Below are 22,431 nucleotides of genomic sequence, written 5' to 3' on the forward strand. Positions count from 1 at the left end.
GAGCACTCACCAGTTGGCTATTTCCCTCTTGATCAACAGAAGCTAATGGCTGACCCCCCACAAAGAGCAGCAAGGGAGGCTAAATTTTTGAGGGAAGATGGTTTAGCACTTGATAGAATGGTAAAATACTTCTCCGAATTTAAAAGCACAAAACTTAACCAGATTATTTTGTAAAGCTGGTAGTTCAAGTCCGTTAATTATAACGATTGAGTAAAAAATGAAAAAATTATCCAAAATTATTTTTAGCAGTATTTTTGCAGGACTTCCATTACTCTTGCCCGTAAGTAGTTATCCTCACTTACCCTCCGTTGTCGAAGGAAAAGCTATGCCCAGCCTTGCGCCGATGTTAAATAAGACTACGCCGAGCGTCGTCAACATTTCCGTGGAAAAGCTAATCCCTCAAACGCCAAACCCCCTACAACCCGAAACGGATCAAAACTCAACACCAACAAAAGTCCTCGGTGTAGGCTCAGGTGTAATTATCAACACCCAAAAAGGCTATATCGTGACAAATGCTCACGTCGTCAAAGACCAAAAAATCATGGTAGTGACGCTTAAAGATGGGCGCCGCTATCGAGCGAAAGTTATCGGGAAAGATGCAGGGTTTGATCTGGCTGTGATTCAAATTCACGCTAACCATCTGACCGCACTTCTCATCGGAAATTCAGATCAATTAAAAGTGGGTGATTTCGTCGTCGCCGTGGGAAGTCCCTTTGGTTTAACTCAAACAGTCACTTCCGGCGTCATTAGTGCCTTGAATCGCCAGGAACCGCGTATCGATAATTTTCAAAGCTTTATTCAAACCGACGCCCCAATTAATCCCGGCAATTCCGGCGGGGCTTTAATCAATTTAGAGGGTAAATTAATTGGTATTAATACAGCGATTGTCACTCCGGCTGCGGGAAATATCGGCATCGGCTTTGCCATTCCCAGTAATATGGTCAAAAGAGTAACTGAACAATTAATTAAATATGGAAAAGTCGAACGCGGCATGCTCGGCGTAACGGCTCAAAATATTACCCCGGAATTAGCGGATGCCCTAAATTTAAAACACAACAAAGGAGCGCTGATAACTAAAGTCGTTGCTGAAAGTCCGGCGGCTAAAGCCAGGATTGAGGTGCAGGATATTATTGAATCTGTCAATGGTATTCGGATTCATAGTTCAGCACAACTCCACAACATGCTCGGATTGGTGCGTCCAGGAACTAAGATTCAATTAACTGTATTGCGCGACCATAAGGTTCTATCTATAAAAACGGAAGTAGCCGATCCTAAAAAAGTGTTATTGCAACGCGAACTGCCCTTCCTCGGCGGCATGCGCATGCAGAAATTCAACGATCTGGAGCCCGATGGCACTATCTTGCAGGGCGTGTTAGTTACCGGCGTGGACGATAGCAGCAATGGCGCGCTCGGCGGGCTGGAGCCCGGCGATATCATTATCAGTGCTAATAGCCAATTAACACCTACGGTCGATCAACTAACGAAAATTGCTGAAAACAAGCCAAAGGAGTTGTTACTGAAAGTGGCGCGGGGCCCGGAACAATTATTTTTAGTTATCCAACAATCACAATAATGAAAAAATACATAAAAATTATTATCACCTTGTGGCTGGCAGGCTGCTTTATTGCGGCTGGCCTTATTTTTTTACATAAAAAAGTACCGGCAACCCCCAACACCCCCCCTCTTAGTAAAAGAAAGTCCTGTTGAAGTAGCGGATTTACCCATTATCCCTACGACAATAGGGACGCTAGTCGCTAATAACACCAAACCAATATCAGCCCCAAAGTAGCGGGCTATGTAACAAAAATAGCCTTTTCACCTGGAGATTTTGTGACGGCTGGCTCGCTGCTTATTCAACTTGACGATCAGAAACAAAAAATGACTTAGCGGCTGCGAAAGCCGACCTCGAATTAAGTGAATTACAATACAAACGCGACGCTTTAGCTTTAAAAAAGGGACTTGTTTTACAAACGACCGTGCATAGCGATAAAGTCAGTCTCGATAAAGACAAGGCCCTCGCTCAGACGAATCAAACGGCGTTGCAAAAAATGACATTGAGAGCGCCTTTCAGCGGCTATCTCGGCGCCAAGCAATTCAGCCTCGGTGATTATGTCGCGCCGGGACAAAAACTGGTGATCCTCGTGGATCAACTAAAATTAAAAGTAGTTTACGATTTACCGAACCATTTCGCGCCGCAATTACAAATAGGCCAGCCGGTTACTGTCACTGCTGATTTTCTGCCAGGTCAACGCTTCAACGCTAAAGTTAATTATATCACGCCTTATGTAAATTCTGATTCGCAACCCATTGGAACACAGGGTCTATTAAATAATAAAAATGGTGCATTAAAACCCGGCCAGTTTGTCACCGTTTCCAAACATTAGAAACCTTAAAAAAAGCTATTTTGATACCTGAAAATAGTTTATTTGCAAACATGAATGGTCATTACGTGTTTAAAGTTAAAAACGGAAAGCCATTTCAACACCAGTTAAAGTCGGAGAATGCCTTTATGGAAAAATACAAATTACCAAGGGATTGAAACCAGGTGATCAAATTATTACGACTGGACAAGATCAAATTTATAAAAGTGGAGCGAATCTAAAAGTGGTTCATTAAGTCTACTCGCACGCGCTGCTGCTTAATGTTTATATCAAAATAAAACACATGAATATTTCTGAAATCTCTATCAAACACCCTGTTTCAGCGCTCGTCTTAAACCTAGTTCTTGTCGTCGTTGGCATCATGGGGTTTAATGACTTAAACACGCGTTTTTTCCCCAAGTTTGAGCAAAACGTTATAAATATTTCGACGGCTTATCCCGGCGCTAGCGCAAAATTAGTGGAATCTAGCATTACAACGCCGTTGGAAGAAGGGATCATCGGAGTGCAAGGGATCGATACTATCATCTCTCAAAGTTTCGAGGGAGAAAGCGCCATTAAATTGACTTTAGATTACGGAATAAACGTTTACGAAGTCGCGAATCAAATACGCGATAAAGTCGAACAAGTCCACGTTCAACTGCCCACTAATATTAATATATTAATGCACCTGTGGTACAAATCGGTTTGGGTGATATGAAATTAATGGATGTGGATTTTACGGCGCCCAATCAAAACCCCAAAGCCATTCGGGATTATTTAGAACGAAATGTTATCGACCAAATTGAACAAATTCCAGGAATTGCTGATGTTGAAGTAGCGGGCACCAATCAATACGCCATGCGGATTTGGCTAGACCCTCAAAAAATGGCAGCTCGCGGTCTAAGCGTTAACGACGTTCAAACGGCCATCCAAAACAGTAACGTCGAACTACCTGCCGGTGAAATTAAAGGCTCCTCAATAATTAATTATCCTATTACAGTGGAAACCGAACTTAACACCGCCGATCAATTTAATAATATCATTGTGAAAAATGATAATGCTCGGGTGATTCGTATTAAAGACATCGGCCAAGCACAACTCGGTGATGATAGCGCCGATCAAAGCATAGTGACCTTGGACGGTCAGGCAGGGGTATTACTGAGCATCAATAAACACCACCGATGCTAACCCATTGGATGCAGCAAAAAACGTCAATCACTTTTTAAATCAAATCCGACCGCATTTGCCCAATGGGATGAAAATCGTTCCTTCTTTTGATATTTCCGCTTATATGCACGGATCAATTCATGAAGTATACCTCTCTTCTATTGGCATTGCCATTTTATGCGTTATTTTTATCATTTTTTTATTTTTAAGCCGGTTGCGCACGGTCGCTATTCCCATTGCGACTATTCCCGTCTGTTTGGTCGCTTCTTTTGGCCTCATGTATTTATTGGGCTTTAACATTAATGTCATTACCTTACTCGCTTTAGTTCTTTCGATCGGCTTGGTTGTCGACGACGCGATTGCGATACTCGAAAATACTTATCGACATATTGAAAACGGCGAAAAGCCTTTAATAGCTGCTATTAAAGGAAGCAAAGAAATCACCTTTCCTGTGATTGCGATGACGATCACCCTCGCTGCGGTGTATGCGCCGATCGATTTAATGCAAAATCAAGTGGCTAATATTTTTCGTTCCTTTGCATTTACACTCGCGGGTACGGTGTTAATTTCCGGGTTCGTTGCGTTAACTTTATCTCCAATGATGTGTTCCCGTTTTTTAAAAGCGCATGGCGGCGAGCCTAAATGCTATAGCCCCATAATCGAAACTATCTATGAACGGATGGCGCGAGGTTATCAAAAAATATTAGCTGCCATTTTAAATAAACGAATTCTTGTCATCTTTGCTGTGATACTGATCGCTGTCGGCAGCTTTTTCCTTGCTAAAAATATTCCGATGGCGTTCGTCCATCAAGAAGATATGGGTTTTGTGATCGCTGCTGTTTCCACGTCCAGTGGTTCCAGCATTAATACAATCAATCGAGGATTGGAACAAGTAGCCAGTATTTTTAAACAAGCGCCCGCCGCTGCTTCAGTGATTACCGTCGCGGATACCAACGCCAAAGCGTTTGACTCCGTTTTTGCCATGCTCAAACCCTTTAAAGATCGAAAGCAAAGCGCTTCACAAGTTGCAGATATAGTCAATCAAAAAATAAAGCAAATTCCCGGATTAAATGCCGCTGCTTTTGCACCTTCTTTTGGCGGCTCAATGCAGCATCAGCTCGAATTTTATATCATGGGAGATACGTATTCGGACCTTTACGCCGTTTCTCAAAAACTAATAAATCAATTAGGAAATTACCCTGGACTTCGTGTGATTCAAAGCAACATGCGGTTTGATAGTCAACAATATAATATGACGGTCAATCGCAATATTGCCGGTCAATTGCAAGTAAACATTAAAGACGTCGATAATACGATGGCGGCATTGTATGGCGGGAGTAGAATTTCCATATTCGACGCCAACGGCAAAACTTATAACGTTTATCTCCAAGCGCAGGAAAACGATTTGCACAGCTTAGCAAGCATCAATAAATTTTACGTCAATAACAAACAAAATAAATTAATCCCTCTCAGCAATTTAATTTCAATTAAACCTATTCTTTCGCAAATGGTATTGCCTCACTATAATCGCTTCTGCGCGGCACAAATGTCTGCCCAACTGGCCCCTGGTTATAATCTAGGAACCGTGGTGAATTATTTACAAACCGAATTACCTCAACTATTGCCAGCAAACGTAAAATACGCATTCACTGGTCAAGCGCACGATTTATTAACCTCGAACAAACAGCATGTGGCTTATTTTCTTACTCACGATGGTCTTTATTTAGTCTTAGCCGCTCAATTTGAAAGCTTTATTGATCCTTTCATTATTTTATTAACCGTCCATTTAAGTATCGTGGGCGCGATGGCCTCTTTAAAATTAATTGGAGGTACCTTGAATATTTACACTGGCATCGGCCTTGTGACGCTTATCGGTTTGGTTTCAAAATACCCTATTTTAATCACGCAATCCGCTAATCGACTCCAAAAAGAAGGCCTCACCATACGCGAAGCTTTGTTGAAGGCGGCGTCTTATTCGACTCCGTCCAATTCTAATGACCACAGCCGCAATGGTATTCGGCGCACTTCCACTCTTGTTTTCAAGCGGTGGCAGCGCGCAAAGCCGCCATCAAATCAGCATTGTTATTATCGGGGACTTATATTTGGTACCTTTTTCTCGCTGGTGGTCGTGCCCATGGGTTACAGCTATGCCTACAAATTTAAACTTTTCCTAAAACGCTTTAAAACTGCGGACGGAAGGCCATTGTCAAAAAAATGATTTTTAGAAATTAAATGTTTTTAATCGTCATTCCCGTGCAAGCGGAATGACAAGGACGGGGATGAGGAATGGATAAAGGCTGCGGCTCGGCACTACGATGTAAAAAGGCTTATCAATGTATAGAAGGCTACCGAAATATAAATATAAAGAATAGGGCTTTCACGGCCGAAGCCACGGGAATCAGGTTAAAAGATTAAGAAAAGCGCCATTGTGCTTTTCTTAGCCCTTAATCTAGAGCCCCCGAACCGCTTGGGATAATAGATTGGCCTACCTCAAAACGGGAAATGAGCGTTTCCAGAGCTAGCTGAAGAGTTAAGAATATTTATATTTCAAATAATTACAATATATTCTTAAGAAATTATGAAAAATTAGCTCCTTTACTGGCAAAATTATGAATAATTTAGCATCATGTGACCTTGTTGTCTTCAGAAGAAAAAGCATAGTGTTTGTTTAGGAAAAATAATATAGAGGTAAAACTAACTAAAGGTAAAAAAAACATGGGCAGTAGTTTAATAGCTTTAATAACAAGTATCTTCTTGGCCATTTCCTTGGCCTCCCTTTCAGCGAAGGCGTTCGATTATTCGGATTTCCAACCCTTAATTAATAAAGGTTTGTCTCCCCAAGCTTTGCAGGTTGGCATTAAAGCCTATCGATGGGCGCGAGCACATGGTGTAGTTAAAAAGCCGATCATGACTTTGATTGACTTCAAACAGCCTTCCAATAAAAAGCGACTGTGGGTTATTGACATGCGTAATGGCAAACTGCTATTCAATGGTTACGTCGCCCAAGGTAAAGGCAGTGGGAACCTCTACGCGACTCGCTTCTCTAATAAAGGCGGGTCAGACGCCTCTTCGATAGGAGCGATGGTGACGGGTGAAAGTTATTACGGGCACCACGGTTTATCTGTCCGAATTTACGGCCTTGAAAAAGGCGTTAACAATAACCTTTTCAAGCGAGCGCTTGTTTTCCACTCAACTTGGTACGCGACAAAGTCTTTCGCAGAAAAAGTAGGCCGATTAGGCCGTAGCTGGGGCTGTTTTGCAATTGACCCTAAATATTCCAAATACGTCTTCAGCAAAATCAAAGGTGGCAGTTTCGTGTTCGCTTACGCACCACAGGAAAAGAACGACCCGAACTTTAGCTAAAAATAATCCACTCCACCCATGTAGGACTTCAAAACGTCGGGCACATGAATGTGTCCGTCAGCTTGTTGATAGTTTTCCATAATAGCGACCAATGTGCGACCTACCGCAAGCCCAGAACCATTTAAAGTATGAAGTAGTTCAGGCTTTCCCGTTTTGGGATTACGCCAACGCGCTTGAATACGTCGGGCTTGAAAAGCTTCACAATTGCTGCAAGAAGAAATTTCGCGGTATTTATTTTGACTTGGCAGCCAAACTTCTAAATCATAAGTCTTTGCGGCCGCGAACCCTAAATCGCCCGCGCATAACTCTACAACCCGGTAGGGAAGCGCCAATAATTGCAACACTTTTTCAGCCTGATGGGTTATTTCTTCTAAAGCTTGGTAAGAATGTTCAGGCTGAACCAGTTGAACAAGTTCCACTTTCTGAAATTGATGCTGCCGAATCATCCCTCGCACATCCTTCCCATAAGAACCCGCCTCGCTGCGAAAACAAGGAGTTTGGGCCACCCATTTTTCAGGAAGCGCTGGCACTTCAATAATCTCGTCTCGCGCTAAATTAACCAGGGGCACTTCACCCGTGGGAACCAAAAAAAAATTCCGATCGCCGGCAACTTGAAATTGCTCTTCTCGAAATTTCGGCAATTGTCCTGTTCCGTATAAGCATTCTTCATGCACCAAATAAGGCACATAAACTTCTTCATACCCATGTTGGTCGGTGTGTAAATCCAACATAAATTGCGCCAAAGCACGATGGGCACGTGCTAACGATCCCCGCAAAACTACAAAACGCGCGCCCGACAATTTGGCTGCCGCATCAAAATCCAATTGGTTATCCCGTTCGCCAAGAATTGTGTGATCTTTTGGTGTAAAATCGAATCCGGGTGGCGCGCCCCACTGTCGTATTGCACGATTATCGTTCTCACTTTTTCCATCGGGCACTGAATCATGAGGTAAATTAGGGATAGCTAATTGAAAATCAGAGAAAGCGTTCTGAATGGTTTCAAAATTAGCTTCTTCCCGCTTTAATTCATCGTTTAACCGCGATATTTCAGCCATTAAGGGTTCGGGGTTTTCCCCCTTTGATTTCGCCATTCCAATGGTTTTTGATAATTGGTTACGTTTAGTTTGGAAAGATTGGATTGCTAATTGAGCCTCTTTGCGTTTGTTTTCCAATTGAAGGAAAGTATCTCTATCCATTTCAAAACCGCGGCGGCGTAATTTTTCTACAACATGCTCTAAATTTTGTCGCAATAATTTGGGGTCTAACATTGCTTCTTTTTTCCTTCTAGGCTGGATTCAACCCTGTTAGCCCGCGGCCTGTCCCGCGAGATAACGTGCAAAGGTTAGCTTTTACTATCCTCAGTCGTTTTGTGTTGTTCGTTAAGCTTTCTATAATATTCAAGCTTTTCTTTAATTTTTATTTCTAATCCTCTATTAACAGGGAAATAATATCGTCGCCCAATTAAGGGTTCGAGCAAATAATCCACGCCGGCTGCAAAGCCGTCTGGCCCATCATGGGCATAACGATAATCTTTTCCATAGTCGAGCGATTTCATTAATCGAGTGGGCGCATTGCGTAGATAAAGGGGTGGTACTTCCAGACTGCCTGCACTTTTCACTTCACAGCTGACTGCGTTAAAAGCTTTATACACCGCGTTACTTTTCGCAGCGCAGGCACAGTAAACAACCGCTTGCGCAATGGCGAGCTCTCCTTCCGGTGTTCCCAATCGCTCAAAAGTCTCCCAAGCATCAAGAGCTAACTGGAGCGCGCGAAGATCAGCATTTCCAATATCTTCGCTCGCCATGCGCACTACGCGCCTGGCGACGTAAAAAGGATCGCAGCCACCATCTAAAAGACGGGAAAGCCAATACAGCGAAGCATCGGGATCAGAACCGCGAACCGATTTATGCAATACGGATATTTGATCGTAAAAAGCTTCTCCGCGTTTATCAAAACGACGTACCTCTGCCGTTAAAACTTTATCAATGAGCCCGTCATGGACCATAAAACGGCCATTTTCTTCCAGCGCAAAATCAGCAATGATTTCCAGAAGGTTCAAGCATTGCCGCGCACCCCCATCGGCAAACTGGACAATGCGGCGGCGTAGCGGTCCCGGTATTTCTAAAGCTTTTTTTCCTAAACCTCGCTCTTCATTGACAAGCGCATTCTCTAAAATAGATAATAAATCGGCTTCAGTTAATTGTTTTAAGATATAAACTCGAGTTCGAGAAAGAAATGCCTTATTTAATTGAAAGGAAGGATTTTCCGTAGTGGCGCCAATTAATGTGATCGTGCCTTTCTCAACGTGGGGTAAAAAAGCACCTTGTTGAGCTTTATTAAAGCAATGCACCTCGTCAACAAATAGAATCGTTGCCTGTCCTTTATGGCGTTCAGCCCGCTCGACCACATCCCGGATATCTTTTACCCCAGCGAGCACGGCGGAAATAGATTCAACACATGCTCCTGCTTTTTGCTCCATAATCTCAGCGAGAGTCGTTTTCCCCGACCCTGGGGGCCCCCATAAAATCATCGAATGCAATTTACCTTTTTCTATGGCACGAAAAAGGGGTTTATCTTTTCCCAATAAATGCGACTGGCCGACAAACTCCTCCAAATAGTCGGGGCGCATGCGGGTAGCGAGCGGAATAAAATCATTGTTTGACAACATCAATGCCACGCGAAGGCTTAAATGCAAAAAACGTACTCGACAATGGAGCGTTTACTTTAATTTGACTGAATTGGAAAATACTTCTTTCATCCAAATTATTTAATACGGTCATTTCAGTAAGTTGCTTTTTTGAAAATTTTAAACGAATCCAATTAAAATTAAGGCTTTTCCCTAAGTGGGAAACCAGTTGAAAAATGGCAGTATCAGGAGTCGAGTTAACCGTAATGGTGAATTTTTGTTTTAGATCTTTCAGCGACCCCGACAATAACGCAGCAGGATTAATATTCGTTTCTTGCGCTAGCGGCTGCTGTGTGGCTTGGGACAAGTCTACATCATACACCCACAACGTTTTTCCGTTTGTGATTATAATTTGTTTAGTCGGTAAATCGGTTTCCCAGCGAAAGCGCCCCGGGCGCATAATCATGACTCGTCCATGGCTTTGTTGGATTACCCGATCTTGGTTATCAAAAGTAATTTGATTAAATTTTGCCTGATAAGTTCGAAAATTTGAAAGCAGTTGGCTTAACTGGGCTGTGGCATCGGATTGAGCACTCAGAATCCTAGACAGGGAAAATAAGAAAATTCCCAATAAACTGATTAATACTTTTATGGTACTCATTGTTTTTTATATTATTTTTTTGAGGGCGCTAGTACTTCTCGAACGCCATTATTTTCCATTGGGCTGACGACACCGGCGGCTTCCATCGCTTCAACGATACGTGCGGCTCGATTATACCCGATCTTAAAGCGGCGTTGAATACTGGAGACCGACACACGGCGTGAGCGGATGACAGCTTCTACGGCTTCATCATAAAGCGGATCACTCTCGCCCCCTTCTTCAGCCCCCCCACCTAAAGCGGCTTCCACAAAACCACTTAAATCTTGTGCGCCCATTTCATTCAGTATTCCTTCGACATAGTTCGGCTCGCCACTCTCACGCAAATACTCCGCCACCCGGTGCACTTCTTCGTCTTTAACATAAGGGCCATGAACTCGGACAGGCACGCCACTACCGGGAGCCAAATACAGCAAATCACCATGCCCTAATAATTGCTCAGCTCCTTGTTGATCTAAAATAGTCCGCGAGTCAATTTTTGAAGAGACTTGGAAAGCCACCCGAGTGGGGATATTAGCTTTAATTAATCCCGTAATAACATCTACGGAAGGCCGCTGCGTTGCAAAAATAAGATGAATTCCAGCCGCCCGTGCTTTTTGCGCCAAACGAACGATAAGCGTTTCTATTTTTTTCCCAACAACCACCATCATATCCGCAAATTCATCGGCAATAACTATCAACTGCGGCAATTCTTGAAGTTCAGGCGGCTTTCCTTCTGGATTGGCTTGCAAGGGGTCCAATAATGGAGCTCCGGCTTCGATGGCTTCTTTGACTTTGGCGTTGTAACCCAGAATATTACGCACGCCGAGCGAAGCCATCAACCGATAACGTCGTTCCATTTCAACGACACACCAGCGGAGAGCCGTTGCCGCGTCTTTCATATCGGTGACGACCGGGGTAAGCAAATGGGGAATACCTTCATAAACTGAAAGCTCCAGCATCTTGGGGTCGATCAGAATAAGGCGCAATTGTTGTGGAGTAGATTTATAAAGAAGACTCAATAACATAGCGTTTAAACTGACTGATTTGCCTGAGCCGGTAGTTCCCGCCACTAGTAGATGAGGCATTTTTGCCAAATCCACGATAACCGGGTGCCCTCCGATGTCTTTCCCTAATGCAAGCGTTAAACTCGAGCGTGCATTTTGGTATTGCTTAGTCGCCAACACTTCGTAAATCGTGACCACTTCTCGGTGTTTATTGGGGAGTTCCAAACCAATGACCGATTTCCCCGGAATTACTTCGACAATTCGAACGCTAATGACCGATAACGAGCGGGCCAAATCTTTTGCCAAATTTGTGACGCGGCTGACTTTCGTTCCTGCCGCCAGTTGCAACTCAAAACGTGTTACCACAGGCCCGGGATGTACCGCGACTACTTTCGCCTGAATACCAAAATCCGCCAAACGCAGTTCGATTTCACACGATTTTTGCTGCAACTCTTCTTCCGAATAGGACAAGGTATGATCTTGAGAAGATTTATCAAGTAAAGAAAGTTCAGGTAATATGGCTGAGCCTTTAAAACGCGGCGTTTTAAATTCATGATCGATAATTTCTAATTTCGGCCGTTCGGCAATTTTAGGTGTAGAAATCATGTCCAGCGCATCGGGAACCAAATCCAGCTCGACGCGTTTGATTTTTGGAACGGCGACAGCTTCTCGCTTATCTTGAGAAGGTAATAACGATAGAAATAAATTTTTCCAGAAAATAGCTCCCAATCGAATTGCACAGAATTTTGTAAATTTAATTGCGTTTTTTCCAAGCAATTCTAAAAATTGAAACCAAGATAATCCTATAAATAATGTAATTCCTATCAGTAGGGAAGCAATTAAAATTAAAGAAGTTCCTGCGGTACTAAAAATGGGAAATAATGATTGTGCCATGACAACGCCGATTATTCCGCCACCATTATACGGAAGATTAGCGTCCAGCATACCTAAATGAATGGCCGCTAATGCAGAACCAGCGAATAGTATTAACAAAAACCCAACGGCATGTAAAATTAATAAAGGCCATTTAGTCGGAATATCCCGTTCTTCATGAAGATTGCGGAAAAAACCCCAAGCAGCAAAAGCAACCATCAAAGGAAAAATGTAGGCCAGGTAACCCACCATATATAGGGTAAAATCAGAAAGCCAAGCCCCCGCTTCCCCGGTTAAGTTAGCGACATGTTTAACCACTATACTGTGCGACCAGCCCGGATCAGATCGATGGTAACTCAGAAGGGCAATAAAAAGAAAAGCCGAAAAAGCCAGCGCCAAAATAAAGCAACCTTCACGTAGGCGATAACGCAAATGGCGCCGTAACAGCACTCCCGTTTCCTTCGCTGATTTTTTACCCTTGCGCTGTCCCATCCAAGATACCCTTTATTCAATTTTAAAACGCGCGCCCAAACCGGGCGAGCGATCGGACTTCACTCTCAAGTGATGACAAACCTGAAAGCGGTTAGTATTATAGCCCGAATCATTCACTAACCAATACCAATACCATGAATAAACCACAACACCATTGTCTCATCATTCTCGGCTCCGGCCCAGCCGGCTACACAGCCGCCATTTACGCCGCTCGCGCTAACCTAAAACTCATAATGATTACCGGCATGGAACAAGGCGGACAACTCATGACCACGACTGACGTGGATAATTGGCCGGGAGAAGCGCTAGGATTGCAAGGCCCAGAATTAATGGAAAGGATGCAAAAGCATGCGGAACATCTTGATATTCAATTTATTTTTGATCATATTAGTGAAGCCAACTTAAACCAGCATCCTTTTTTGCTCAAAGGAGATAACGCGACGTATAGCTGCGATGCTTTAATTATTGCTACCGGCGCTTCTGCGCGTTATTTAGGTTTACCTTCAGAAAAAGTCTATATGGGCAAAGGAGTTTCCGCCTGTGCAACTTGTGATGGTTTCTTTTACCGCGGCAAAAAGGTGGCGGTGGTTGGCGGGGGAAATACGGCTGTGGAAGAGGCACTTTATCTTTCTCACATAGCTTCTCATGTCACCCTCATTCATCGGCGCGATAAATTGCGGGCGGAAAAAATGCTAAGCGCCCAATTAATTAAAAAAGTGGAGGAAGGTAAAGTTGCTATTGTGTGGAGTCATGTGGTCGAAGAAGTCTTGGGTGATAATCAAGGCGTAACTGGCGTCCATCTTAAGCAGGTTAAAGAGGAGAAAACTCAAGATCTTACTATTGACGGTTTATTCATTGCTATCGGCCACGACCCCAATACCAAAATATTTAAAGACCAGTTGGAAATGGATGAAGGGGGTTACCTTCGCGCGAAATCTGGCTTGCAAGGGAACGCTACTGCAACAAATATCCCTGGCGTTTTCGCCGCAGGTGATGTCACGGACCACATCTACCGACAAGCCATCACTGCTGCCGGAATGGGCTGCATGGCGGCCCTCGACGCGGAACGTTATTTAGACAGCTTGAACCAAACTTAACTTTCTCTGCCCAGGAGCTAACCCATTGCTTATAGCTACTAGTTGAGGCATTATTATTTTTTTATTTAACTCCATTAGATTTTATGGCAAAAGAAGAATCCATTGAAATGCAAGGGACAGTGGTCGATTCACTCCCTAACACGACTTTTCGAGTCAAACTTGAGAACGGGCACGTAGTAACAGCTCATATTTCTGGGCGGATGCGCAAGCATTACATTCGCATCCTAACCGGTGATGCAGTGACCGTCGAATTAACCCCCTATGATTTAACGCGCGGCCGAATCGTTTATCGGGAAGCTGGAAAAAATCTCTAACCTCAAAGGTAGAAGAATAAAAATATTCCTTTTTTAGCCTTGCTCATTCCCGTGCAAGCGGAATGACGGAGTCGCGAAAAACTTAAACCACTATTTGCTTTCTTTGAACAACTAAGTCGCTATTGGCTCTGTTTACTATAATCTCATCGCCCTCATTCAGTTCACTAAATAACAGTTGGTTAGCAATAGGAACTTTTAACTTCTCTTGAATAAGTCGCGCCATGGGGCGAGCGCCCATTTTTTCGTTATAGCCGCGTTCAACTAGCCATTGTTTTGCATCCGAACTAATGGTGAGTCGTATTCCTTTTTCTTTTAATTGATCACGCAATTCGCGGGTAAATTTATCAACGATTTTAAGAATCGTCGCCGTATCCAAATATTTAAATTGAATCACAGCGTCTAACCTATTACGAAATTCAGGACTGAAATAATGTTTAATCGCTCCTACAATTTTCTTGTTCCATGTCTTGAACGGCAAAACCAATAGCTCCCCGCTCCAATTGTTCGGCGCCAGCATTCGTTGTCATTACAATAATCACATGACGGAAATCTGCTTTTCGATCCGTGTTATCGGTGAGATAACCGTAATCCATCACTTGCAAAAGGATGTTAAAAATATCTGGATGAGCCTTTTCAATTTCATCCAATAAAACAATACAGCATGAGGCTGTTTGCGGATAATTTCCGTCAGTAATCCCCCTTGATCGAAACCCACATAACCGGGAGGAGCACCAATTAAGCGAGAAACAGCATGCCGTTCCATATATTCCGACATATCGAATCGGATTAATTCGATACCCAATGCTTGAGCTAACTGACGAGTCACTTCCGTTTTACCAACGCCGGTGGTCCCGCTAATAAAAAAGATCCTACCGGCTTATCTGCATTATTTAAACCAGCACGTGATAGTTTGATGGAATTACAAAGCGATTCAACAGATTGCCTTTGACCAAAAACAACGCGCGTTAATTGCTTTGGCAGATCAATCAACAACTCCTTATCTGATTGTGTAATGGTATGAATCAGAATACATGCCATTTTGGCGACAAGGGATTCGATTTCTTTCACGGTAATAAGTGTTTTACGCTCCTCATCCTTTGTAATTGCTCAAAAGTACCTGCTTCGTCAATAACACCAATTGCCTTATCCGGTAATTGTCGATCAGAAATATAACGAGCGGATAATTCAACGGCGCGTTTTAAAGCATTTGGAGTATAGCGAACTTGATGGTAATGTTAATAACGCGACCGCAGTTCTTGTAAAATCTTAACGGCGTCGGTTAGCGAAGGCTCTTTAACGTCAATTCTTTGAAATCGGCGCAATAAGACATAATCTTTCGAAAAGAAATTGCGAAATTCTTCATAAGTCGTCGCACCCATGCAACGCAATTCACCCGTGCTCAATAATGGTTTTATTAAATTAGAGGCGTCCATGGTGCCACCAGTTGCAGAACCAGCGCCGATTAAATTATGAATTTCATTAATAAATATCACGGCGCCCGGTTTTAGACTCAGTGCCTTTAATACGGATTTAAATCGTTTTTCAAAATCCCCGCGGTATTTAGTGCCAGCCAATAATATGCCTAAATCCAAAACGTAAATCGTCGCATGCGCTAAAGGCTTTGGCACTCTGTTTTGGACAATTAATTGCGCCAAACCTTCAACGATGGCGGTCTTTCCCACTCCTGCATCGCCCACTAACAGCGGATTATTTTTAGTGCGTCGGTACAGCGTTTGAATGCAACGCAACAGTTCTTCTTGACGGCCAATCAAAGGATCTACCTGGCCGCTTTGGGCTTTCACGTTTAAACTGGTGGCGTAAAGCTTAATTAAATTCTCATACACCGTCGTTTCTTGAATTCCGCTGGCTTCTGGTAATTGCTGAGAATCAGACAAAAAACGGGCCTCTTGCTGTGGCTTTGTTATGCCTTGGGTGGTGTAATTGATGATATCAATCCGACTAATATTTTCTTGGCTAAGGAAATAAACAGCTTGACTTTCCGGCTCACTGAAAATCGCCGTTAAAATATTGCTTCCTGTCACTTCGGGAGTACCGTTGCACTGGACATCATAAATCGCCTGCTGCAATATTCGCTGAAAACTCAAGGTGGGTTGAATATCGCGTTCTACATTCAAAGGAATATGAGGTGTCGTTTCATCAATAAAAATCCCTAATCCTACCCGCAAACGTTCTAAATTAGCGCCACAGGCGCTTAACAGTCTAGCAGTCTCAGGATTATCCAATAAAGCTAACAATAGATGTTCAACAATGATAAATTCATGCCGTTTTTCGCGAGCCTGCGAAAATGCGCGGTTTAATGTCTTCTCCAGCGCCTTTTACTAAACATGATCCCGACATGATCCCGCCCTCCTCTGCTAAGTTGTTTTCTCATGTTCGACAGTAAATCCTTTTTCTTGCCGCCTGAAGTCGATTTGGCTACCCTTGCCTCCTCGCCAGCCCCTCTGGCCGGAATCGGATCTCTCCTTACTCTAAATGTAGTAAAAAAACGGCGTTTTTCCTACACTCGAGTGCGCTGGGGTCGCATTGACACTTCTTTTTATTTACTTTACAAATGGAGAATAACTGAAATACTTTAAGGTTTTAAGGCTGCATTAAGTTGAAGGGAGTAAGATTAACGGATTAATCTTATTGGCGAGAGGACGGCTTGAAAAGCAATGAACACATCCAGAAATGATGAATCTTCCGAAGAGACGTCACGACAGCATCTCTACGATGTTTCGGAAACTAAGGAGAAAACCACTAACTTTTCGATGAGCAATAATGCTTCCGCATTTCGGCGTCTATCTAAATCGCCTAAAAAATACAGATCCGGATTGTATGATCTCATTTCGGCAATTGCGAAAAAAGAGGAAGAAAATATTAGAGACATCCTCAACCGCGCAGCAGAAGAGCAACCGCTTAAAGATTTTCAAGATAGGAAGTCGGTTTCAACTTTGATTGCGACTTCAGAAGGTCTTCTACCCGATAGACCTATTGAGTGGGCGTTCCAGCTCTTCAATCAGAATCCCACTTTTGCTTCGGGACTGAGCCACCTTGATGCCCTAGCCCAAAACTTTGAAAAGTTAATCAGCTAACAGAAGGGACGACTTCCATGAAAGATATTCAAGAATATGCCCGACAGCTTGAAAAGCCTATATTAATAGGAATTGCAAACAGAACACCAGAGTCTCCCTCTGTCCCGCTCGCTCCCGGTGGATAATACGCTTCTAACGCAGATAAAGCCTGGCGTATCATTACCCCACAAATGGTAAAGACTAAAAGCTTAAAAGCTTAAAAGCTATCACCCCCTCCTTGTCATCCCATCCCCTTCGTCGTCCCCACGCAGGCGGGGACGCAGCGCGCCGACGGCACGCCTGGGTCCCCCTATACGGAAATAACGAAACTTAAACTTGTGGTAATGACATGTCAGAGGCTTCCCCCTTCCCTACATAATATGCTTAATTATGGCTTTGCCGAACTGAGAGGTACTTACTTCTTTGGCTCCGGTCATCAAACGGGCAAAATCGTATGTTACTGTTTTACTTTTAATCGCCCCCCCAATGCCTTGAACGACAAGGTCGGCGGCTTCTTTCCAGCCTAGGTAACGAAGCATCATTTCTGCCGATAAAATTAGAGAGCCTGGATTGACTTTATCTTGCCCTGCATATTTAGGCGCTGTCCCATGGGTGGCTTCAAAGAGGGCGACTGTGTCGCTTAAATTAGCGCCCGGAGCAATGCCAATGCCGCCGACTTCGGCCGCTAACGCGTCGGAGATATAATCCCCATTGAGGTTCAAGGTGGCGATGACGCTGTACTCGGCGGGACGCAATAAAATTTGCTGTAAAAAGGCATCGGCAATAACATTTTTAATTGTAATTTTTTGGCCTGTTTTCGGATTCTCAAAGAAATGCCAGGGTTCGCCATCTAATGGCTTTGCTCCAAATTCTTTGACAGCGACTTCATAGCCCCAATCTTTAAAAGCCCCTTCCGTGAATTTCATGATGTTACCTTTATGAACGAGCGTCACGGAATCGCGGTCATTATCAATGGCGTATTGAATCGCTCGACGCACTAAACGGCTCGTGCCTTCTTTAGAAACCGGTTTAATTCCTATCCCCACCGTTTCCGGGAAACGGATTTTCTTTACGCCCATTTCGTTTTGAAGGAAGTTGATTAATTTCACCGCTTCGGGGCTTCCCGCCGGCCACTCAATTCCGGCGTAAATATCTTCGGAATTTTCACGGAAAATCACCATATTCACTTTTTCAGGTGTTTTGATCGGGCTTGGCACACCCGTAAAATAACGGATAGGGCGAAGACAAACATAAAGGTCTAACTGTTGGCGCAGCACCACATTGAGCGAACGTATCCCACCCCCCACCGGCGTAGTTAAGGGACCCTTAATGGCCACTTGGTATTCTTTAATGGCTTCAAGTGTGTCATTAGGCAACCAATTGTCTTTGCCATACACTTTCGTAGCCTTTTCTCCGGCGTAGATTTCCATCCACTCAATTTTTCGCTTTCCAGCGTAGGATTTTTTCACGGCGGCATCGACCACGTTTTTCATGACGGGCGTGATATCAATGCCAATCCCATCTCCTTCGATAAAGGGAATAATAGGTCGGTTAGGAACTTCTAAAACAGCTTTATTAACGGTGATTTTTTCACCTTTGCTGGGAACTTTTATATGCTGGCAAGTCACGATGAATACTCCGGTTAACTCCGTCATCGCTAAGAGATGCCGGGAAAGTTTGGGGTAGCTTATCGAAAGGATGCTATGAAATCAACATCGCATCGCCATAACTAAAAAATCGATACCGGTTTTCAAGCGCTTTTTGATAGGCCCCCATAACCAACTCATAACCACCAAAAGCACACACCAGCATTAATAGTGTAGACTTCGGTAAATGGAAGTTTGTCAAGAAGACATCCACACAATTAAACTGAAATCCAGGGTAGATAAATAAGTCTGTCTCACCAGCATAAGGGCGGCATTCGCCATTTTTCGTCGCGGTTTCCAAACAACGCATCACCGTGGTGCCAACAGCAATCACTCGACCGTTATTTTTACGACATTCTGCAATAGCATCACAGACCGATTTTGATAATTCCATCCATTCATGGTGCATCCGGTGGTCTGCTAACGAGTTCGCGCGGACAGGCTGAAATGTGCCTGCACCCACATGTAAAGTGACGTAAGTGATCACCACTCCCTTTCTGCGCAGCGCGTCAAAAGTTCCTTCATTAAAATGCAGCCCCGCTGTCGGCGCGGCTACTGCACCCGCTCTTTCAGCATAAATCGTTTGATAACGCACTTGATCATTTTTATCCGGTTCCCGTTGAATATAGGGAGGCAAAGGTACTCTACCATGTTGGTATAATAAATCTAAAACGCAAGCCGATGAATGGAGTTCACATTCAAATAAATCATTATACTGCCCCTCAATAATAATTTTGAAATTATCAGCAATAATAACTTGGCTCTCTAGCTTTGGCGCTTTACTGGCTCGAATGTGCGCTAAAAATCGGTTTTTGGATAAAATACGCTCCACCAGAAATTCAACTTTCCCCCCAGTTTGCTTATGTCCAAATAACCGAGCGGGAATGACCTTAGTATCGTTAAGGACCACTAAATCATTCGGCATAACTTGCTCAACAAACCCGTTGAATTGACGATGTGACGTTGTCCGTCGGGAACGATTGACACACAATAATCGGCTGGCCGACCTGTCAGCCAAAGGGCGCTGAGCAATCAATTCGAAGGGCAAGTTATAATCAAAATCGCTCGTTTTCCACTGGTTTTTCACCGGCGATATTATGCAGTCTGAAAGCCACTAAGTCCATCCCAAAAAGAGGAGAATATGGTAGAATACTAACAGATTTTATTTATCTCGTAAGGACGCGATCATCCGCTTATAGGTGACCGATGTCTCCATTTACCTACAGCTGGGAAATAGGAAAGCAAAGTTTTTTATTCTCAGAGCGAACAAAAAACTGCTTATTTATCCCCTCATCAGCATTATTATTTGTATGATTCTTCTGTCACTAATTGCGATGCCCTTATGGCACTTGGAGTTGAACCACTGGCAAACCGGGCAATCAAATTTTTCCAAGAACCTCATTGTGGTCCTTTTGTTTTTAGGAATTTTATACCTTTGTAATTTTGCCATCATTTTTTGTAATGCCGACTTTATAGCTTCAGTAATGGCTTATTTTGATCAGCGGCCCCCGAGACTGTGAGAGAAGGTTTTCGGGTGGCTAAAAGCCGTGTCTGGGCTATTGTGGGCTGCTCGTTTATCAGTTCGACTTTTGGAGCCACGATTCGTCTTCTGGAATCTCGACTTAAAAATCTCGCTTTTTTTGCTGCGATCTTTGCTGGTATTGCCTGGACCATAGTTTCTTATTTCGTTATTCCCGTCATCATTCTTGAAAAAATCGGGCCCTTTAAAGTGATTAAACGTTCACGTCAATGGCTTCAAAAAACCTGGGGTACCTTCCTAATTGCTAATTTTAATCTAGGCATTTTATTTTTAATTCCTCGCCTACTGATTCTACCTCCTCTTTTCATTGGCTTTTATCTGCCTAGCACGAACGCTGCGCTTTTAGGCTTATGTTTAGTAACGGCCTTCATAACATATTGCGATGCGTGCTTTACCGCTACGCGACCACGGGAAAGTCTCCCCTTCTTGCAATCCTGCTTTATTACAAACCGCATTCCGGACTCGTTCGCCAATGAGAAGTTGACGAATTTACCGCGGGCAACCGATAATGTTATTAACTTCATATCAAGGATGATACAAGCATTACTGCTATTTTATTAATACTTTTTTAAAGGAAATTTGATGATCCATGAAAAAACCACAGTTCGTTCTTATTTTTACCTCACTTCTATTGTCATTTTTTCAGCCATTTTCGTAATCGCGTTCTTTTGGCTGCCTATTTTATGGTTTCTTATCATTGCACTTCCCTTATTTTTCGTCGGTATCTACGACATTTTCCAAAAAGACAGCAATATTTTGCGAAACTATCCCATTTGGGGACATTGGCGATACATCCTTTTGAAGATACGCCCCCAAATTCATGCCTATTTTATTGAAGACGAATGGGGTGGAGCGCCATTTACCCACGCTCAACAATTCCTTGTTTATGATCGTTCAAAAAAAACGGTTGACACTATGCCTTTTGGCACGCAACTGGATGTGCATGAAGTCGGTTACGAATGGGTTAATCAGTCGATGGCCCCTAAACAACCAGATTTTAATTCCTGCACACGCGTTGAAATAGGCGGCCCTCAATGCACTCAACCTTATTCCGCCTCTCGCTTTAATGTCTCCGCCATGAGCTTTGGCGCCATCAGTGCCGAAGCTGTTCGAGCGCTAAATCGCGGCGCCAAGCTGGGTGGTTTTCATCAAGATACCGGTGAAGGTGGTTTAAGTAAATATCATTTAATGGAGGGCGGCGATCTCGTGTGGGAAATCGGCACCGCTTATTTCGGCTGTCGCACAAAAGACGGTAAATTTAATCCCGAACAGTTTAAAGAAAAATCTCGCCATCCGAACGTCAAAATGGTAGAAATAAAAATATCGCAAGGGGCTAAACCATCGCACGGCGCTATTTTGCCGGGCGTAAAGGTCACTCAGGAATTGGCTGAAGCGCGAGGGGTGGAACCAGGAGTGGATTGTCTATCACCCCCCGCTCATTCGACTTTTTCCACCCCCATCGGCTTATTGGAATTTGTCCAACAATTGCGGAAACTCAGTGGAGGAAAACCTACCGGATTTAAACTTTGTATTGGTATCCTTCAAGAATTTATGGCGGTCTGCAAAGCGATGTTGGAGACAAAAATTTATCCCGATTTTATTGTGATTGACGGTTCTGAAGGGGGAACCGGTGCTGCTCCTTTTGAGTTTTCAGACAACGTTGGTATGCCGCTCAATGAAGGATTAATTTTCGTTCATAACTGTTTAGTCGGAATCAATGTACGCAAACATATTCGTTTAATCTGCAGCGGTAAAATTATTACGGGGTTTAACATGCTGACGAAAATTGCTTTAGGCGCTGATATTTTAAATAGCGCTCGCGGTATGATGTTTGCGCTGGGTTGCGTGCAATCGCGTCGCTGCCACCTTAACACCTGTCCCACCGGAGTCACCACCCAAGATCCGAAACGACGTTACGCCTTAGATGTTGATGAAAAAGCTGTTTACGTGAAAAACTTCCACGAAGCCACTTTAAAAAGTTTCTTGGAAGTATTAGGAGCTACCGGACTGGAACGCCCCGAAGAATTACAGCCTTTTCACATTCACCGTCGCGTTAGCAAAGATGCTGCATTGACCTATGATGAAATTTTTCCTTACCTTGAACCGAATGATATACTTAAAGGACGCGTTCCTGAAAAATATCGAAACTACATGAAACTATGGAAAGAAGCCGACCCCCATTATTTTGTGGCACCACCTAAAGAAACCCACCGAGCAGACAGCCAACCGACTTAA

General features: G+C 43.5%; 14 protein-coding genes and 5 pseudogenes. 12 read left to right on the forward strand and 7 right to left on the reverse strand.

Annotated features, from left to right (window positions below; all coding sequences use genetic code 11):
• The first annotated feature begins 217 nt into the window (after positions 1-217).
• The 6 genes and pseudogenes from OWO34_RS05340 (at position 218) to OWO34_RS05355 (ending at position 6,890) form a co-directional block, all read left to right on the forward strand.
• Positions 218-1,573 carry a Do family serine endopeptidase gene (locus OWO34_RS05340; RefSeq protein WP_267256802.1) on the forward strand — a complete coding sequence of 452 codons (1,356 nt, stop codon included), beginning with the start codon at positions 218-220 and terminating at the stop codon, positions 1,571-1,573.
• Positions 1,573-2,616: pseudogene (locus tag OWO34_RS05345) on the forward strand (efflux RND transporter periplasmic adaptor subunit). The gene OWO34_RS05340 and the pseudogene OWO34_RS05345 overlap by 1 nt, the downstream one beginning before the upstream one ends.
• 48 nt (positions 2,617-2,664) lie before the next feature.
• The gene (locus OWO34_RS09800; protein ID WP_407647522.1) at positions 2,665-3,078 is read left to right on the forward strand and encodes an efflux RND transporter permease subunit; all 414 of its coding nucleotides are present in this window, start codon (positions 2,665-2,667) and stop codon (positions 3,076-3,078) included.
• A complete protein-coding gene (locus OWO34_RS09805; RefSeq protein WP_407647523.1) occupies positions 3,051-3,548 on the forward strand; it encodes an efflux RND transporter permease subunit in 498 nt (165 codons plus the stop codon). The genes OWO34_RS09800 and OWO34_RS09805 overlap by 28 nt, the downstream gene beginning before the upstream one ends.
• Positions 3,549-3,552: 4 nt before the next feature.
• Complete coding sequence (locus OWO34_RS09810; protein WP_456064372.1) at positions 3,553-5,745, forward strand: efflux RND transporter permease subunit; 2,193 nt, start codon at positions 3,553-3,555, stop codon at positions 5,743-5,745.
• Between the two features lie 497 nt (positions 5,746-6,242).
• Complete coding sequence (locus OWO34_RS05355) at positions 6,243-6,890, forward strand: murein L,D-transpeptidase catalytic domain family protein (protein ID WP_267256803.1); 648 nt, start codon at positions 6,243-6,245, stop codon at positions 6,888-6,890.
• On the opposite strand, the gene serS is transcribed toward OWO34_RS05355, so the two are convergent.
• From serS to OWO34_RS05375, 4 genes are all read right to left on the reverse strand, one after another.
• Complete coding sequence (gene serS, locus OWO34_RS05360) at positions 6,887-8,158, reverse strand: serine--tRNA ligase (protein ID WP_267256804.1); 1,272 nt, start codon at positions 8,156-8,158, stop codon at positions 6,887-6,889. The two genes, OWO34_RS05355 and serS, sit on opposite strands and share 4 nt — an antisense overlap.
• A gap of 74 nt (positions 8,159-8,232) precedes the next feature.
• The gene (locus OWO34_RS05365) at positions 8,233-9,558 is read right to left on the reverse strand and encodes a replication-associated recombination protein A (RefSeq protein ID WP_267256805.1); all 1,326 of its coding nucleotides are present in this window, start codon (positions 9,556-9,558) and stop codon (positions 8,233-8,235) included.
• Positions 9,542-10,177 (reverse strand): outer membrane lipoprotein chaperone LolA, encoded by a 636-nt coding sequence (gene lolA, locus OWO34_RS05370; RefSeq protein ID WP_267256806.1) that lies wholly within the window; start codon positions 10,175-10,177, stop codon positions 9,542-9,544. Before lolA ends, OWO34_RS05365 begins: the two co-directional genes overlap by 17 nt.
• A gap of 11 nt (positions 10,178-10,188) precedes the next feature.
• Positions 10,189-12,525 (reverse strand): DNA translocase FtsK, encoded by a 2,337-nt coding sequence (locus OWO34_RS05375; RefSeq protein WP_267256807.1) that lies wholly within the window; start codon positions 12,523-12,525, stop codon positions 10,189-10,191.
• Between the two features lie 134 nt (positions 12,526-12,659).
• Between OWO34_RS05375 and trxB the strand changes: the two genes are divergently transcribed.
• A complete protein-coding gene (gene trxB, locus OWO34_RS05380) occupies positions 12,660-13,622 on the forward strand; it encodes a thioredoxin-disulfide reductase (protein WP_267256808.1) in 963 nt (320 codons plus the stop codon).
• An 83-nt stretch (positions 13,623-13,705) separates the two neighbouring features.
• Positions 13,706-13,956, forward strand: a pseudogene (gene infA / locus OWO34_RS05385) (translation initiation factor IF-1).
• A gap of 62 nt (positions 13,957-14,018) precedes the next feature.
• On the opposite strand, the pseudogene OWO34_RS05390 reads toward infA, so the two are convergent.
• Positions 14,019-16,266, reverse strand: a pseudogene (locus OWO34_RS05390) (AAA family ATPase).
• 60 nt (positions 16,267-16,326) lie between these two features.
• Between OWO34_RS05390 and OWO34_RS05395 the strand changes: the two are divergent.
• Both OWO34_RS05395 and OWO34_RS05400 read left to right on the forward strand, forming a co-directional pair.
• Positions 16,327-16,519, forward strand: a pseudogene (locus OWO34_RS05395) (hypothetical protein).
• A gap of 251 nt (positions 16,520-16,770) precedes the next feature.
• Positions 16,771-17,031, forward strand: coding sequence for a hypothetical protein (locus tag OWO34_RS05400; RefSeq protein ID WP_267256810.1), 261 nt, complete (start codon positions 16,771-16,773; stop codon positions 17,029-17,031).
• A 350-nt stretch (positions 17,032-17,381) separates the two neighbouring features.
• On the opposite strand, the gene icd is transcribed toward OWO34_RS05400, so the two are convergent.
• Positions 17,382-18,665 carry an NADP-dependent isocitrate dehydrogenase gene (gene icd / locus OWO34_RS05405; RefSeq protein WP_267256811.1) on the reverse strand — a complete coding sequence of 428 codons (1,284 nt, stop codon included), beginning with the start codon at positions 18,663-18,665 and terminating at the stop codon, positions 17,382-17,384.
• A gap of 46 nt (positions 18,666-18,711) precedes the next feature.
• Positions 18,712-19,743, reverse strand: coding sequence for a tRNA preQ1(34) S-adenosylmethionine ribosyltransferase-isomerase QueA (gene queA / locus OWO34_RS05410; RefSeq protein ID WP_267256812.1), 1,032 nt, complete (start codon positions 19,741-19,743; stop codon positions 18,712-18,714).
• A gap of 119 nt (positions 19,744-19,862) precedes the next feature.
• Here queA and OWO34_RS05415 point away from each other — a divergent pair.
• A pseudogene (locus OWO34_RS05415) lies at positions 19,863-20,680 on the forward strand (DUF6159 family protein).
• 98 nt (positions 20,681-20,778) lie between these two features.
• Positions 20,779-22,431 (forward strand): FMN-binding glutamate synthase family protein, encoded by a 1,653-nt coding sequence (locus OWO34_RS05420; protein ID WP_267256813.1) that lies wholly within the window; start codon positions 20,779-20,781, stop codon positions 22,429-22,431.

This window comes from Coxiella endosymbiont of Ornithodoros maritimus, assembly GCF_907164965.1.
In the GTDB taxonomy this organism is placed as follows: Bacteria; Pseudomonadota; Gammaproteobacteria; order Coxiellales; family Coxiellaceae; genus Coxiella.

What these genes read in the sequence shown, in the direction of transcription:
- OWO34_RS05420 (WP_267256813.1), top strand. Translation starts at nt 20,779, where the DNA reads ATGATCCATGAAAAAACCACAGTTCGTTCTTATTTTTACCTCACTTCT.
- icd (WP_267256811.1), bottom strand. Translation starts at nt 18,665, where the DNA reads ATGACGGAGTTAACCGGAGTATTCATCGTGACTTGCCAGCATATAAAA.
- OWO34_RS05355 (WP_267256803.1), top strand. Translation starts at nt 6,243, where the DNA reads ATGGGCAGTAGTTTAATAGCTTTAATAACAAGTATCTTCTTGGCCATT.
- OWO34_RS05340 (WP_267256802.1), top strand. Translation starts at nt 218, where the DNA reads ATGAAAAAATTATCCAAAATTATTTTTAGCAGTATTTTTGCAGGACTT.
- OWO34_RS05375 (WP_267256807.1), bottom strand. Translation starts at nt 12,525, where the DNA reads ATGGGACAGCGCAAGGGTAAAAAATCAGCGAAGGAAACGGGAGTGCTG.
- trxB (WP_267256808.1), top strand. Translation starts at nt 12,660, where the DNA reads ATGAATAAACCACAACACCATTGTCTCATCATTCTCGGCTCCGGCCCA.
- OWO34_RS05365 (WP_267256805.1), bottom strand. Translation starts at nt 9,558, where the DNA reads ATGTTGTCAAACAATGATTTTATTCCGCTCGCTACCCGCATGCGCCCC.
- serS (WP_267256804.1), bottom strand. Translation starts at nt 8,158, where the DNA reads ATGTTAGACCCCAAATTATTGCGACAAAATTTAGAGCATGTTGTAGAA.
- OWO34_RS09800 (WP_407647522.1), top strand. Translation starts at nt 2,665, where the DNA reads ATGAATATTTCTGAAATCTCTATCAAACACCCTGTTTCAGCGCTCGTC.
- lolA (WP_267256806.1), bottom strand. Translation starts at nt 10,177, where the DNA reads ATGAGTACCATAAAAGTATTAATCAGTTTATTGGGAATTTTCTTATTT.